The organism is Streptomyces sp. NPDC052225, assembly GCF_040679615.1.
Lineage (GTDB): Bacteria > Actinomycetota > Actinomycetes > Streptomycetales > Streptomycetaceae > Streptomyces.
On record NZ_JBFAVD010000042.1, the window covers coordinates 16,110 to 28,906 of the forward strand.

Sequence of the window (12,797 nt, forward strand, 5' to 3'; positions counted from 1 at the left end):
CTCAGGTCCCGAGGCCCCTGCCCCTCCTCCGTCCAGGAGGGGCAGGGGCCTCGCCGCTTTCCGCGGAGTCAGATCTCCAGGCGCCGCGCGATCCCGTCGAGCACGCAGTCGAGGCCGAACTCGAAGGCCCAGGCGGGGTCGTCCTTGCGGGTCGCGCTGTGCGCGTAGGCGCGGTAGACCGGGTAACGGCCGGTGTCCAGCAGGTAGTTCATCTGCGGCGCGAGTTCCCGCCGGGTCTCGTCGCCGCTGCCCCACCCGTGCTCCTCCATGAACCGGGCGAGGGCCACCTCCGACTGCGTCGCCCCGTGGACGTACGAGGCGACGGTGCGGAACGCGGCCATCATCGCGTCGGCGTCGAGCCCCAGGCCGTCGAGGGACGCCAACTGTCGCTCCGCGACGGCCATCCGCGTCGGTGTGAGCACGAAGAGCGGCGCGGGCAGCTGGATCATCCACGGGTGGCGCAGGGTCACGTCCCGCGTCCGTACGGCGAACGTGCGCAGCACCTCCCGCCAGCCGGTCACGTCGTCGGGGATCACCAGCTCCGCCGAGACCCCGTCCACCATCAGCGCGAGCAGGTCGTCCTTGCCGGAGACGTGGCGGTAGGCGGCCATGGGCGCGACGCCGAGTTCCGTGGCGATCCGGCGCATGGTCACGGCCGCGAACCCCTCCGCGTCCGCCACGGCGACGGCGACCTCGGCGATCCGCCGCGCGGTGAGCCCGGCGCGCGGCGCGGCAGGCCGCTCGACGCGCTCCCAGAGGGACACGTCGGGCGCTGCCGTCTTCTTCGTGGCCACCGGCGGGCTCCTCGGGTTCGGTCGGTTCGGTCGGTTCGGTCAGGCATGCGGGCGTGTACATCGTATCCACGGTGGACGCCGTACACATCGATGTGTACGTTGTACGCACAGCAGAGTGTACGCCGTACACATACAGGGGGTTCCCATGTCCAGCTCCGATCCGCTGCGCGTCGCCGTCCTCGTCGGCTCCACTCGCGAGGGCCGCTTCGCGCCGGTCGTCACGCGGTGGCTGACCGGCCAACTCGCCCAGCGCGCCGATCTGTTCGCCGACGTCGTCGACCTCGCCGAGACACCGCTGCCGACCGTCCTGCCGGCCTTCGGCGAGCAGCCGCCGCCCGGCACGGCCGAGGCCCTCGCGACGGTCTCGCCGCGCCTCGCCGCCGCCGACGCGTTCGTCCTCGTCACGCCCGAGTACAACCACAGCTTCCCGGCGTCCCTGAAGAACGCGATCGACTGGCACAACACGGAGTGGCACGGCAAGCCGGTCGCCTTCGTCTCGTACGGGGGCCTGTCCGGCGGCCTGCGCGCGGTCGAGCAACTGCGCGTCGTCATGGCCGAGTTGAACGCCACGACCATCCGCAACACGGTCAGCTTCCACAACGCCTACGGGGCCTTCGACGCCGACGGCCGCGTCGACGACCCGGCCGTGGACGCCGCGGCCAAGGCGATGCTCGACCAGCTGACCTGGTGGGCGCACGCCCTGCGCGACGCCAAGTCCCGTCGCCCGTACGCGGCTTGAGGGCGGCCATGACGACGCTCATGGAGCAGACGGCCGAGGAGCGGGCGACACCGCCCCGGTTCGTGATCGCCGGACTGCTGCTCGGCATCGTGCTCGCCACCCTGGACGGCACGATCGTCGGCACGGCCCTGCCCGTCATCGTCGACGACCTCGGCGGCCTCGACCACCTGTCGTGGGTGGTCACCGCCTACCTCCTCGCCACGGCCGTGACCACCCCGCTGTGGGGCAAGGCCGGCGACCTCTACGGCCGCAAGGGCGGTTACCTCGCCTCGATCGCCGTCTTCCTCGCCGGGTCCGTGCTGTGCGGACTCGCCCAGGACATGGGGCAGTTGATCGCGTTCCGGGCGGTGCAGGGCGTCGGCGCGGGCGGCCTGTTCGTCGGGGCGCTCTCGCTCGTCGGCACGCTGCTCGGGCCCGCGGGGGCGGGGCGCTCGCAGTCCGTCATCGGCGTCCTGCTGCCCGCCGCGATGATCGGCGGACCGCTGCTCGGCGGCTTCCTCACCGACCACCTGGACTGGCGGTGGGTGTTCTACGTCAATGTGCCCGTCGGGGCCCTCGCCCTCGCTGTCGTCGGGGTGGGCGTGCGGGTGCGCACCGAGCGCGTGAAGGCCCGCGCCGACCTCGCGGGCGCGGCGCTGCTCACCGCCGCGATCCTCGCCCTGACACTGCTGTCGTCGTGGGCGGGGACGACGTACGCCTGGCTGTCACCGCCGATCGGGGCGCTCGCCCTGGTCTCGGTGGCGGCGCTCGCGGGGTTCGTCGCGGTGGAGCGGCGCGCGGCCGAGCCGGTGATCCCGCCCCGTCTGTTCCGCGACCGCAACTTCGGGGTGGCGCAGGTACTGAGCTTCACCGCGGGGGCGGCCATGCTCGCGGCCGCCACCTATCTGCCGCAGTACACGCAGCACGTACGGGGCATGTCGGCGACCGGGAGCGGGCTGCTGCTGCTCCCGCTGATGCTCGGCATGATGGGCGCCCAGCTGACCATCGGGCGGCGGGTGGGCGACGGCGGCCGCTACCGGCACTATCCGCTCGCGGGCGGCGCCGTGGCGACGGCCGGCGCACTGGCCCTGCTGCTGCTCGGCACGGGGACGGCGACCTGGGCGGCGTCCGCCCTGACGCTGGTCCTGGGCGTCGGCCTCGGCTGCCTGCTCCAGCCCGCGCTGCTGATCACCATGAACAGCGCCGAGCCCCGCGACATCGGCGCGGCGAGCGGCACGCAGACGCTGCTGCGGACCGTCGGGGGCTCGCTCGGGGTCGCGGTGCTCGGGTCGGTGTTCGCCCAGCGGGCGCACGAGGGCTCCGGCCCCGCGGGCATCGTCGCCGGCCTGCACGGGGTCGCGGTCGGCACGGCGGCGCTGTGCGCGGTGGCGTTCGCGGCGGCCGCCCTCGTACGGGAAGTCCCTCTGCGTGCCCGGCGCGCCTGAGATCAGCCGGGCAGCAGGCCGGTGGCGGGGCCGACCACCGGCAGGTCGTCCAGCGAGCCGCCCGACGTCAGCGGGGCCGTGACCGCGGCCGTGCTGACCGGCTTGAAGTCGGCGACCTGGGTGCCGAGGGAGTTGTCGAGCGGGTCGACGGCCGTGCCGGCCAGCGGGTCGAGCCGCAGGGTCTTGGCGGGGGCGAGGCCGCCCGCGGTCGACGCGTGGAGCGCGCCGGTCAGCGCCTGGCCCGCGCCCACGGAGCCGCCGTCCCCGCCCGGCGCGGACAGGCCGGCCGCCTGCGCCGGGTGCAGGGGCTCGGCGCTCGCGGCGGCGCCGCCCGCACCCACGGCGGCACCCGCCGCGGCCAGGGTCAGACCGGCGCACAGCAGTGAACGCCGGGAGCCGGAAAGGGACTTGGGGGCTGCGTGTCGAGCCATGATGTTTCCGCCTGAGCCTCTCGGAGGACGAGTAACCGTATGGCGACGTAGCGTAGTTGACGTGGTCCGCGCCACAACGCCACCACGCGGGGTCGGCGTTCCGCCCCGGATGCCGCACACTGTTCTCTCGTGAGTTCGCATCCTCCGATACCGACCCGGGTCGTCCTGCTCGCCGGCCCCTCCGGGTCGGGCAAGTCGTCGTTCGCCACCCGCTCCGGGCTGCCCGTGCTCTGCCTCGACGACTTCTACAAGGAGGCCGGCGACCCGACGCTGCCGCTGGTGCCCGGCACCTCGGACATCGACTGGGACTCACCGCTGTCCTGGGACGCGGACGTGGCGCTCGCCGCGATCGTCGAGCTGTGCGAGAAGGGGCGTACGAACGTCCCGGTGTACGACATCGCGACCAGCTCCCGGGTGGGCGAGGAGGCGCTCGACATCGCGCGCACGCCCCTGTTCATCGCCGAGGGGATCTTCGCCGCGGACATCGTGGAGCGGTGCCGGGAGCTCGGGGTGCTCGCGGACGCCCTGTGTCTGCGCGGACGGCCCTCGACGACGTTCCGCCGCCGGCTCCTTCGCGACCTCAAGGAGGGCCGCAAGTCGGTCCCGTTCCTGCTGCGGCGCGGCTGGCGCCTGATGCGCGAGGAGCGCTCGATCGTGGCGCGTCAGGTGGCGCTCGGCGCGCACGCCTGCGGCAAGGAGGAGGCCCTCGGCCGGCTGGCGGCCGCCGCGGCCGGACGCTGCGTGAAGGCACGCGCCGCGTAACCACGCGCGGGAGAACACAGAAACGGGACCGGAAAGACCCCCCGGCCTCCCGATCCCGCCTCGATCCCCCCCTGGATCCCCCCCCCCGGGTCCCCCGTGATCCCCCCGGATCCCCCCGGTTGTTGCCACCCCGCTCCCCCGAGCGGGGCCCCCGTGTCCCCCGGCCTCAGGCGACGAGCTCGCCGAAGGATTCCTCCTGGTCCCGGCCGAAGCTCAGGACCTCGTCGTCGCGCAGCCGGCGCAGCGAGCGCCAGATGCTGGACTTGACCGTGCCGACGCTGATGTCGAGGATCTCGGCGATCTCCGGGTCGGTGCGGCCCTCGTAGTAGCGGAGCACGAGCATCGTGCGCTGGAGTTCGGGCAGCCGGGCCAGCGCCTGCCAGAGCACCGCGCGCAGCTCCGTACCGCGCATCGCGTCCGTGTCGCCGGCCGTCTCCGGCAGCTCCTCGGTCGGGTACTCGTTCAGCTTGCGGCGGCGCCACGCGCTGATGTGCAGGTTCGTCATGGTGCGGCGGAGGTAGCCCCCGACCGCGGCCTTGTCGCTGATCCGGTCCCAGGCCCGGTACGTCGAGAAGAGGGCGCTCTGGAGCAGGTCCTCGGCCTCGAAACGGTCACCGGTCAGGTGGTAGGCGGTTGCGTACAGGGAGGCGCGGCGCTCCTGGACGTAGGCCGTGAACTCGGCCTCCGACAAGGAAGGACGCTGCTCCCCCGATTCCTCCCTGTACGCGGCTCCCCCGTGAGCTCCCCCCTCGGAGACCGCCTGGTACGCGTCAACCACCGTCATGTAACCGGCGTGCTGACGCCCGGTGCCGCGAGCGCACCCCCGCCCGCTCACGGCACCGGACTTCTCGTGACGCTCGGCGACCGTCCGGCCCAGGTCGTGCAGACGCGTGACAACTGCGCTTGAGGTGGTGCTGTGCAGCGTGTTCATCTCGCGCCCCCCGTCGTGGAGTTCCGGTACTTCCCTGCGGTCGTTCCCTGCGTCATCGCGGTCGTTCGTTGCGATGTCCAAAAGCTTGCCCGGGCGACTTCATGACGGTGTCCGTCGACTGTCACAGACCTGTCACAGCGGCCTGTGCGTGTGCGGGTCGCGTGCGAGACCTCACCGGCGGTCGAACTAAAGGCCTCTGATGGGCCAGAATGGCGCTCGTGCCTTCCCTGTTGCTGATCGAGGACGACGACGCCATCCGCACGGCCCTGGAGCTGTCTCTTACGCGCCAGGGCCACCGGGTCGCCACCGCTGCCACCGGTGAGGACGGTCTGAAGCTGCTGCGCGAGTCGCGGCCGGATCTGATCGTTCTCGATGTGATGCTGCCCGGCATCGACGGGTTCGAGGTGTGCCGGCGCATCCGGCGCACGGACCAGCTGCCGATCATCCTGCTCACCGCGCGCAGCGATGACATCGATGTGGTCGTCGGTCTGGAGTCGGGCGCCGACGACTACGTGGTCAAGCCGGTGCAGGGGCGGGTGCTCGACGCCCGTATCCGTGCCGTGCTGCGCCGCGGCGAGCGGGAGGCCAACGACGCGGCGTCGTTCGGCTCCCTCGTCATCGACCGCGCGGCGATGACCGTCACCAAGAACGGCGAGGACCTCCAGCTGACGCCCACCGAGCTGCGGTTGCTGCTGGAGCTGAGCCGGCGGCCGGGCCAGGCCCTGTCCCGGCAGCAGCTGCTGCGTCTGGTCTGGGAGCACGACTACCTCGGTGACTCGCGGCTCGTCGACGCGTGTGTGCAGCGGCTGCGCGCGAAGGTCGAGGACGTGCCGTCATCGCCGACCCTGATCCGTACCGTGCGCGGCGTCGGCTACCGGCTGGACACGCCTCAGTGACGGAGCCGCACGACAAGCCCCGCGGTGTCGCCGCGACGAAGAAGGCGTTCCTGTCCGGGCTGCGCTTCACCAGCCTGCGGCTGCGCCTCGTCGTCGTGTTCGCGCTCGTCGCCCTGACGGCCGCCGTCTCCGCGTCCGGCATCGCGTACTGGCTCAACCGCGAGGCCGTCCTGACCCGCACCCAGGACTCGGCGCTCAGCGACTTCCAGCAGGAGATGCAGAACCGGGCCGCCGTCCTGCCCGAGCACCCCACGCAGGGCGAGCTCCAGCACGCGGCGAACCTGATGGCCGACAGCAGCCAGCACTTCAGCGTGCTGCTCATCGGCGAGGACGAGAACGGCAAGCGGGTGCAGGGCAATTCGGATCTCGACGCCTTCACCATCAACGACGTACCGCAGTCCTTGCGGCACGCCGTGAACGACAAGCAGCCGGTCGACGACGGCAACAAGTACGCGTACCACCTGTACTGGCAGCGCTCCACGCAGGACGACACCCCGTACCTGGTCGGCGGCGCGAAGGTGGCCGGCGGGCCGACCGGCTACATGCTCAAGTCCCTGGAGCCGGAGGCCAAGGACCTCAACTCCCTGGCCTGGTCGCTCGGGATCGCCACCGCGCTCGCCCTGATCGGCTCGGCGCTGCTCGCGCAGGCCGCCGCGACGACCGTGCTCAAGCCGGTGCACCGGCTCGGTGTCGCCGCGCGCCGGCTCGGCGAGGGCAAGCTGGACACGCGGCTTCGCGTCTCGGGAACCGACGAACTCGCCGAGCTGTCGAGGACGTTCAACAAGACGGCCGAGAACCTGGAGAAGAAGGTCGCGGACATGAGCGCCCGCGACGAGTCCTCGCGCCGCTTCGTCGCCGACATGTCGCACGAGCTGCGGACGCCGCTGACCGCGATCACCGCCGTGACCGAGGTCCTGGAGGAGGAGCTCGACGCGGAGACGGGGTCCGTGGACCCGATGATCGAGCCCGCCGTGCGGCTCGTGGTCAGCGAGACCCGGCGCCTGAACGACCTCGTCGAGAACCTGATGGAGGTCACCCGCTTCGACGCGGGCACCGCCCGGCTCGTCCTCGACAACGTCGACATCGCCGACCAGATCACCGCCTGCATCGACGCCCGCGCCTGGCTGGACGCCGTCGACCTCGACGCCGAGCGCGGCATCATGGCCATGCTCGACCCGCGCCGCCTCGACGTGATCCTCGCCAACCTGATCGGCAACGCACTCAAGCACGGCGGATCGCCGGTGCGGGTGGCCGTCCGGATGGAGGGCGACGACCTCGTCATCGCCGTACGGGACCACGGCCCGGGCATCCCCGAGGACGTGCTGCCGCACGTCTTCGACCGGTTCTACAAGGCGAGCGCCTCCCGCCCGCGCTCGGAGGGCAGCGGCCTGGGCCTGTCCATCGCGATGGAGAACGCCCACATCCACGGCGGCGAGATCACCGCGGCCAACTCCCCCGACGGCGGCGCCGTGTTCACCCTGCGCCTGCCGCGCGACGCGTCGGCGCTGACCGAGTCGGCGCGGGACGACGCCCACGACCCCGACTCCGCGCCCCAGGAAGACGGTGGCGTCAAGTGAGGCTGCGTACAAGGCTGTTGAGCCTGCTCGGGCTCAGCGCCGTTCTGCTCTCCGGCTGCGGGATCCGCTCCACGGAGGTACCGACCGACTTCGGCGCCGCGCCCACGCGCGTGGGCTGCTCCCTGTCGGGCGCCGACGACATGCGGGCCCGCGCGGGCGGCGAGTTCCCGGTGCAGGTGTATCTCGTGTGCACCTCGCAGCTGGTGACGGTCGACCGTACGGTGACGCTGGAGCGCGACTCGTCCTCCGACCGCGTCCTGGTCGCGCAGGCGCTGCTCGCCGAGCTCGGCAAGTCGCTGACGGCGGCCGAGAAGGAGGCCGGCTACTCGACGGACGTCGCGGCCGCCACCAAGGTCTCCGGGCCGCTCAAGGGCGACCCGGTCGACGCGCTGCGCCTGAGCACGCCGCCGGACGACCTCTCGCCGAACGCGCTGGCCCAGATCGTCTGCACGTTCGCGAACAGCAAGGTGACGACGGACGGCAGCGACCACGTCGTCCTCGGCGGCCCGTCGGGCGACCCGCTGCGCTCCTACGAGTGCACGGACGCGGTGAAGGCGCGGCCCGGTCTGATCCCGGCGCCGGCCGAAACCGTCGGCTGACACCTCCCGCCCCCGGGGTGACATACGTCATCGCGGATCCCCCGGAACCGATCCTCCCGCCCCCGGCGTCTTGGGGGGCGTGCAGCGCCATCGCTCGGGCGGCCACGGGGCCGCCCTCCGCTTCCGTACGGCAGGGATCGCTCTCCTCGCCGTGCATCTCCTTTTCGTCGGATGGCTCACGCTGCGCCCGCTGGACGTGCCGTGGGTCAGCCCCGCGAATCTGCATCCGCTGGCCGGCATCCGGGCCGATCTGGCGCTCGGCTGGCGCGAGGGGGCGAGGCGCATCGCCGAAGGGCTCGCCCTGCTCGCCCCGCTGGGTGTGCTGCTGCCGCTGGCCGGCGGGCGGCTCCATGTGTCGGTGTGGGGTTCGCTGGTGCGTACGGTCGCGGCCGGCGCCCTGATCTCCCTCGGCATCGAGCTCCTCCAGACCGGGGTGCCGGGGCAGGTCGTGGATGTCGACTCGCTGCTCCTGAACACGGTGGGGGTGGCCGTCGGGTATCTGGCCGTCGTGCCCGCCCTCAGGGCCAGGATCCGCCGGGGGGCCGAGTGCCCGCCCCTCCCCCTGGAGGAGCCGGCTCAGGGTCCGACCCCGACGATTCCCAGGGTCGGCATCGCCCCGTGAGCTGACGCTTTGCCCGCTTCGTGACCGTAACTTCGAATACGTAAGCACGACACACACCGAAGTCTTCACGGTTCGCGAAGGAGCCCACCATGACCGCCCTTGCCCGCCCCACGAACGGACGGATGATCGGCGGAGTGTGCGCAGCGCTGGCACGGCGCTTCGGCACCTCCGCGACGACGATGCGCGTGATCTTCCTGCTGTCCTGTCTGCTGCCGGGCCCGCAGTTCCTGCTCTACATCGCCCTGTGGATCATGTTCCCGAGCGAGGGCAAGGCCCGCCAGGCCTGGTGACCCGGCCCGAAGTCCAGACGCCGAAGGGGCGCGCCCGCGATGTGCGGGCGCGCCCCTTCGGCGTGCGTGGAGTCAGCGGAGTCAGCCGACGATCGGCAGACCGCCCGCGACCGGCAGACCCTGCGTCGGCAGCGCCTGGTGGACCGGCAGGCCGCCGAGCAGTCCGGAGACGGGGTCACCACTGTCGCCGGAGAGCGCGGCGGGGGCCGCCTCGGCGGTGCTGAGGCTGCTGCCCAGCGCGTTCTGACCGGCGGCCAGCGACTCGGGGGCACCGGCGGGCAGGGTGCTCGCCGCCTGCTCGACGGGGAGCATCGAGGTGACGGATCCGACGGCCCCGGCGGCGTCGGGCACAGCCGGGGCGGCGTTCGCGGCACCGGCGCCGGCGGCGGCGAAGGCGGCGCCGAGAGCGGCGACACCGAGGGTCTTGGCGGCAGACTGCTTCATGGGTCCCTTGTTCCTGGTTCCTTGGTGACGGGGTTCTGATCGGCAAACACCGGACATCGCCATGGAGTTACTGCCCCGACCCCGCGCCCGCGCTCCGCACGCGCTCGGCCATCAGGGCGGAACCCCAGGTCAGCGGCGCGCGGCCGCCCGGTTGCGCAGGGGACGGTAATACTTCGATCACCGTCAACCTGGCGTTGACCGGGCGGCCCGGGAACCCCGGAACGCCTACTGGAAGAGCCACTCCGCGCGCAGCTCGGCGTAGCGCGGCTTGATCACGTCGTTGATCATGGCGAGGCGCTCGTCGAACGGGATGAACGCCGACTTCAGGGCGTTGGTCGTGAACCACTCGAAGTCGGTGAGCGTGTAGCCGAACGCGTCGGCGAGCAGGCCGAACTCTCGGCTCATCGACGTCCCGGACATGAGGCGGTTGTCCGTGTTGATCGTCACGCGGAACCGCAGGGCGCGCAGCAGGCCGATCGGGTGCTCGGCGATCGAACTGGCCGCGCCCGTCTGGAGGTTGGAGGACGGGCACATCTCCAGCGGGACGCGCTTGTCGCGGACGTAGGAGGCGAGGCGGCCGAGTTGGACGGTGCCGTCGGTCTCGACCTTGATGTCGTCGATGATGCGCACGCCGTGGCCGAGACGGTCGGCGCCGCACCACTGGAGGGCCTGCCAGATCGACGGCAGGCCGAAGGCCTCGCCCGCGTGGATCGTGAAGTGGTTGTTCTCGCGCTTGAGGTACTCGAACGCGTCGAGGTGGCGGGTGGGAGGAAAGCCCGCCTCGGCGCCCGCGATGTCGAAGCCGACGACGCCCGCGTCGCGGTAGCGGTTGGCGAGTTCGGCGATCTCCAGAGCGCGGGCCGCGTGCCGCATGGCGGTCAGGAGCGCGCCGACGCGGATGCGGTGGCCGTTGGCCTTGGCGCGCCGCTCGCCTTCCCTGAAGCCCTCGTTGACCGCCTCGACGACCTCTTCGAGGGTGAGGCCCCGCTCCAGGTGCTGCTCGGGGGCGTAGCGGACCTCGGCGTAGACGACGCCGTCCTCGGCGAGGTCCTCGGCGCACTCGGCGGCGACGCGGACCAGCGCCTCGCGCGTCTGCATGACGGCGCAGGTGTGGGCGAACGTCTCCAGGTACCGCTCCAGGGAACCGGAGTCGGCGGCCTCGCGGAACCAGGTCCCGAGCTTGTCGGGGTCGGTCTCCGGCAGATTCTCGTAGCCCTGTTCGCGGGCCAGGTCGACGACGGTGCCGGGGCGCAGGCCGCCGTCGAGGTGGTCGTGGAGGAGCACCTTGGGCGCGCGGCGGATCTGCTCCGGGGTCGGAACCTGGGGGCTGCTGGGGTTCGCGGTGGTCTGGCTCGTCATTTCGGCACTGTAGTCCCTACGCGCGTAGATCGGACCGAGTCGCCGAAAGAAAGTGATCCGGACATGCTCCGCCGATACGTAACAGTGACCCTGCGGACGGGTGGCGTACATCACGGCTTCTGACACTGTTCTGTCATGCAGCAGGAAGCGACGCCGGTCCGCGCGGCCGGACTCGGCAAGGCGGCGGGGCCCGTCCCCGGAGCGGTCAGCGGCGTGGTGCTGCTGCTTCCCGGGGGCGACGAGACCTCCACCCGCAGACCGTCGCCGCTCACGGCCCCGTCCCTGCGGCGCCTGGCGCGCCGCCTCACGCGCGCGGGCCGCGAGGACGGCCTGGTCACGCATGTCGTGCAGTACCGCTTCCGCGGCTGGAACGGTCCGCAGGCAGAGCTCGCCCGGGACGCCGCGTGGGCCGCCGACGAGGTCGTACGACGCTACGGCGACGTGCCGGTCTGCCTGGTGGGCCGGGACATGGGCGGGCGCGCGGCCCTGCACGCGGGCGGGCACCCGGCCGTCAACTCCGTTCTGGCGCTCGCCCCTTGGCTGCCGGAGGACGATGTCGCGGCGCCGCCCGAACCGGTGAAGCAGCTCGCGGGCCGACGGGTCCTGATCGTGCACGGCACCGACGACCGGCGCACCGACCCGGAGCTGTCGTTCCGGCTCGCGGGGCGGGCGAAGAAGGCGAACCGGGACGTGTGCCGATTCGAGGTCCACTCGGACGGGCACCGCCTGGCGCAGCACCGGGCCGAAGTGACCGCCCTGGCCGTCGACTTCGTCCGCGGCACGCTCTTCGGCCATCCGTTCTCGCGGCCGCTCCAGGACGCGCTCGCGGCGCCGCCGCCGCTGGGCCTGCGGATGCCGCTGGCGTCGGGGTTCGGTCAGTCGCTCGGGCGGTAGTCCAGCGCGCCGAGGATCAGTGACGCGTCCTTTCGGCCGGCGGCGACGAGGACCGTGCGGTCGCCGTCGGCGCACTCGATGACGACGCCGCGGTGCTTGGTGTCGGACCACCAGCCGTCGGGGTCGCCGGCCGACAGGGCCCGTACGCGGCGCACCGTGAGCGTCGGCGGGAGCGGGGCGAGCGCGACGCTGCCGCTGGGGTCGGGGGTGGCCGCGGGGGCGCCGTCGCCGATCACCAGGTGGCCGTAGCCCGGCCTGCTGTAGGGCACGTCCCCGTGCACGGCGGCCCTGACGACCCGGCGCCCGGTGGGCGGCACCGGGACGACGCGGCGGGCGGCGCGGGCCGTACGGCGCGCGATCCCCCAGCAGAGCAGGACGGAGGCGAGGACGACCGGTACGGCGGCGAGCGCCGTGAACCGCGACGCCTGCCACACGTCGTCGCCCATGAGCGTGACGGCGAGGCCGACGCAGCCGGTCCCGATGCCCGCGACGAGGCCCGCCGCGATCTGCCACGGGTACCCCTCGGGCGCGGCCCGGCGCCGCTGCCACCATGCGGCCCACAGGACCCCGAGTCCGGTGCCGAGGGCGAGGACCGCGAACGCGCCGGGCAGGCGGCCGTCCGTGAACGGGAAGCGCCACATGCGCTGCGTGGCGGAGCCGGACGTGACCGCGCGCGGCTCGCCCTTCCAGTACGTCACGCGGACCCTGTCGCCGACGCCCACGGCCGCGTAAACGGGCGTGCGTCCCGCCAGCCGGACGCGGTGCGCGGTGTCCGTGCCGCGGTCGGTGAGCCGCAGGTAGTAGCGGCTGCTCTTGCGGCCGCTCTCCGTCTCCTTGCCGGTGACGGTCGCGGGCACGGTCGTGGTGCAGGGCCGGGCTGCGGGGCACGGCGGGGCCGTTTCGTAGGCGCGGTTGTCCGCCTCCGCGGGCAGGACGAGGGCGAAGAGGACCGCGCCGAGCGCGAGGAAGAGCAGGCCCCAGCGAGCCCGCAGCCGGCGCCGCGGTCCGTTCCCCTCGCTCGTGTGCGCCATGTCC

General features: G+C 72.7%; 15 protein-coding genes. 9 read left to right on the top strand and 6 right to left on the bottom strand.

Features of this window, described 5'->3' with window-relative positions:
• Positions 1-68: 68 nt before the first annotated feature.
• Entirely contained in the window at positions 69-794 is a 726-nt protein-coding gene (locus tag AB0L37_RS36070) for a TetR/AcrR family transcriptional regulator (protein ID WP_365515560.1), read from the bottom strand.
• A gap of 145 nt (positions 795-939) precedes the next feature.
• Here AB0L37_RS36070 and AB0L37_RS36075 point away from each other — a divergent pair, with 145 nt between their 5' ends.
• Positions 940-1,533 carry an NAD(P)H-dependent oxidoreductase gene (locus AB0L37_RS36075; RefSeq protein ID WP_365515562.1) on the top strand — a complete coding sequence of 198 codons (594 nt, stop codon included), beginning with the start codon at positions 940-942 and terminating at the stop codon, positions 1,531-1,533.
• Positions 1,534-1,541: 8 nt separating this feature from the next.
• Complete coding sequence (locus AB0L37_RS36080) at positions 1,542-2,957, top strand: DHA2 family efflux MFS transporter permease subunit (RefSeq protein WP_365515565.1); 1,416 nt, start codon at positions 1,542-1,544, stop codon at positions 2,955-2,957.
• Between the two features lie 2 nt (positions 2,958-2,959).
• Here AB0L37_RS36080 and AB0L37_RS36085 read toward each other — a convergent pair whose 3' ends face one another.
• The gene (locus AB0L37_RS36085; RefSeq protein WP_365515568.1) at positions 2,960-3,388 is read right to left on the bottom strand and encodes a hypothetical protein; all 429 of its coding nucleotides are present in this window, start codon (positions 3,386-3,388) and stop codon (positions 2,960-2,962) included.
• A 129-nt stretch (positions 3,389-3,517) separates the two neighbouring features.
• On the opposite strand from AB0L37_RS36085, the gene AB0L37_RS36090 reads away from it, so the two are divergent.
• Positions 3,518-4,150, top strand: a complete 633-nt coding sequence (locus AB0L37_RS36090) for an ATP-binding protein (protein WP_365515571.1) — start codon at positions 3,518-3,520, stop codon at positions 4,148-4,150.
• A 166-nt stretch (positions 4,151-4,316) separates the two neighbouring features.
• Here AB0L37_RS36090 and AB0L37_RS36095 read toward each other — a convergent pair whose 3' ends face one another.
• Positions 4,317-5,081, bottom strand: a complete 765-nt coding sequence (locus AB0L37_RS36095; protein WP_365515574.1) for a SigE family RNA polymerase sigma factor — start codon at positions 5,079-5,081, stop codon at positions 4,317-4,319.
• Positions 5,082-5,299: 218 nt separating this feature from the next.
• Between AB0L37_RS36095 and afsQ1 the strand changes: the two genes are divergently transcribed.
• The 5 genes from afsQ1 (at position 5,300) to AB0L37_RS36120 (ending at position 9,065) form a co-directional block, all read left to right on the top strand.
• Positions 5,300-5,977 carry a two-component system response regulator AfsQ1 gene (gene afsQ1 / locus AB0L37_RS36100; protein WP_365515577.1) on the top strand — a complete coding sequence of 226 codons (678 nt, stop codon included), beginning with the start codon at positions 5,300-5,302 and terminating at the stop codon, positions 5,975-5,977.
• The gene (locus AB0L37_RS36105; RefSeq protein ID WP_365515580.1) at positions 5,974-7,554 is read left to right on the top strand and encodes a HAMP domain-containing sensor histidine kinase; all 1,581 of its coding nucleotides are present in this window, start codon (positions 5,974-5,976) and stop codon (positions 7,552-7,554) included. The genes afsQ1 and AB0L37_RS36105 overlap by 4 nt, the downstream gene beginning before the upstream one ends.
• A complete protein-coding gene (locus AB0L37_RS36110) occupies positions 7,551-8,153 on the top strand; it encodes a hypothetical protein (RefSeq protein ID WP_365515582.1) in 603 nt (200 codons plus the stop codon). Before AB0L37_RS36105 ends, AB0L37_RS36110 begins: the two co-directional genes overlap by 4 nt.
• A 79-nt stretch (positions 8,154-8,232) precedes the next feature.
• The gene (locus AB0L37_RS36115; RefSeq protein WP_365515585.1) at positions 8,233-8,775 is read left to right on the top strand and encodes a VanZ family protein; all 543 of its coding nucleotides are present in this window, start codon (positions 8,233-8,235) and stop codon (positions 8,773-8,775) included.
• A gap of 89 nt (positions 8,776-8,864) precedes the next feature.
• The gene (locus AB0L37_RS36120; RefSeq protein WP_365515588.1) at positions 8,865-9,065 is read left to right on the top strand and encodes a PspC domain-containing protein; all 201 of its coding nucleotides are present in this window, start codon (positions 8,865-8,867) and stop codon (positions 9,063-9,065) included.
• An 81-nt stretch (positions 9,066-9,146) separates the two neighbouring features.
• Here the strand turns inward: AB0L37_RS36120 and AB0L37_RS36125 are convergent, their stop codons facing one another.
• Both AB0L37_RS36125 and AB0L37_RS36130 read right to left on the bottom strand, forming a co-directional pair.
• The gene (locus AB0L37_RS36125) at positions 9,147-9,509 is read right to left on the bottom strand and encodes an ATP-binding protein (protein WP_365515591.1); all 363 of its coding nucleotides are present in this window, start codon (positions 9,507-9,509) and stop codon (positions 9,147-9,149) included.
• Positions 9,510-9,734: 225 nt separating this feature from the next.
• Positions 9,735-10,868, bottom strand: a complete 1,134-nt coding sequence (locus AB0L37_RS36130) for an adenosine deaminase (protein WP_365515594.1) — start codon at positions 10,866-10,868, stop codon at positions 9,735-9,737.
• A 135-nt stretch (positions 10,869-11,003) separates the two neighbouring features.
• Here AB0L37_RS36130 and AB0L37_RS36135 point away from each other — a divergent pair, with 135 nt between their 5' ends.
• Entirely contained in the window at positions 11,004-11,762 is a 759-nt protein-coding gene (locus tag AB0L37_RS36135) for an alpha/beta hydrolase (RefSeq protein ID WP_365515597.1), read from the top strand.
• Here the strand turns inward: AB0L37_RS36135 and AB0L37_RS36140 are convergent.
• Positions 11,744-12,793 carry a hypothetical protein gene (locus tag AB0L37_RS36140; RefSeq protein ID WP_365515599.1) on the bottom strand — a complete coding sequence of 350 codons (1,050 nt, stop codon included), beginning with the start codon at positions 12,791-12,793 and terminating at the stop codon, positions 11,744-11,746. The two genes, AB0L37_RS36135 and AB0L37_RS36140, sit on opposite strands and share 19 nt — an antisense overlap.
• Positions 12,794-12,797: the final 4 nt, after the last annotated feature.

Bases quoted from the DNA above. Each gene is read 5' to 3' on its own strand.
- AB0L37_RS36075 (WP_365515562.1), top strand. From the start codon at position 940: ATGTCCAGCTCCGATCCGCTGCGCGTCGCCGTCCTCGTCGGCTCCACT.
- AB0L37_RS36080 (WP_365515565.1), top strand. From the start codon at position 1,542: ATGACGACGCTCATGGAGCAGACGGCCGAGGAGCGGGCGACACCGCCC.
- AB0L37_RS36085 (WP_365515568.1), bottom strand. From the start codon at position 3,388: ATGGCTCGACACGCAGCCCCCAAGTCCCTTTCCGGCTCCCGGCGTTCA.
- AB0L37_RS36095 (WP_365515574.1), bottom strand. From the start codon at position 5,081: ATGAACACGCTGCACAGCACCACCTCAAGCGCAGTTGTCACGCGTCTG.
- AB0L37_RS36120 (WP_365515588.1), top strand. From the start codon at position 8,865: ATGACCGCCCTTGCCCGCCCCACGAACGGACGGATGATCGGCGGAGTG.
- AB0L37_RS36125 (WP_365515591.1), bottom strand. From the start codon at position 9,509: ATGAAGCAGTCTGCCGCCAAGACCCTCGGTGTCGCCGCTCTCGGCGCC.
- AB0L37_RS36130 (WP_365515594.1), bottom strand. From the start codon at position 10,868: ATGACGAGCCAGACCACCGCGAACCCCAGCAGCCCCCAGGTTCCGACC.
- AB0L37_RS36135 (WP_365515597.1), top strand. From the start codon at position 11,004: ATGCAGCAGGAAGCGACGCCGGTCCGCGCGGCCGGACTCGGCAAGGCG.
- AB0L37_RS36140 (WP_365515599.1), bottom strand. From the start codon at position 12,793: ATGGCGCACACGAGCGAGGGGAACGGACCGCGGCGCCGGCTGCGGGCT.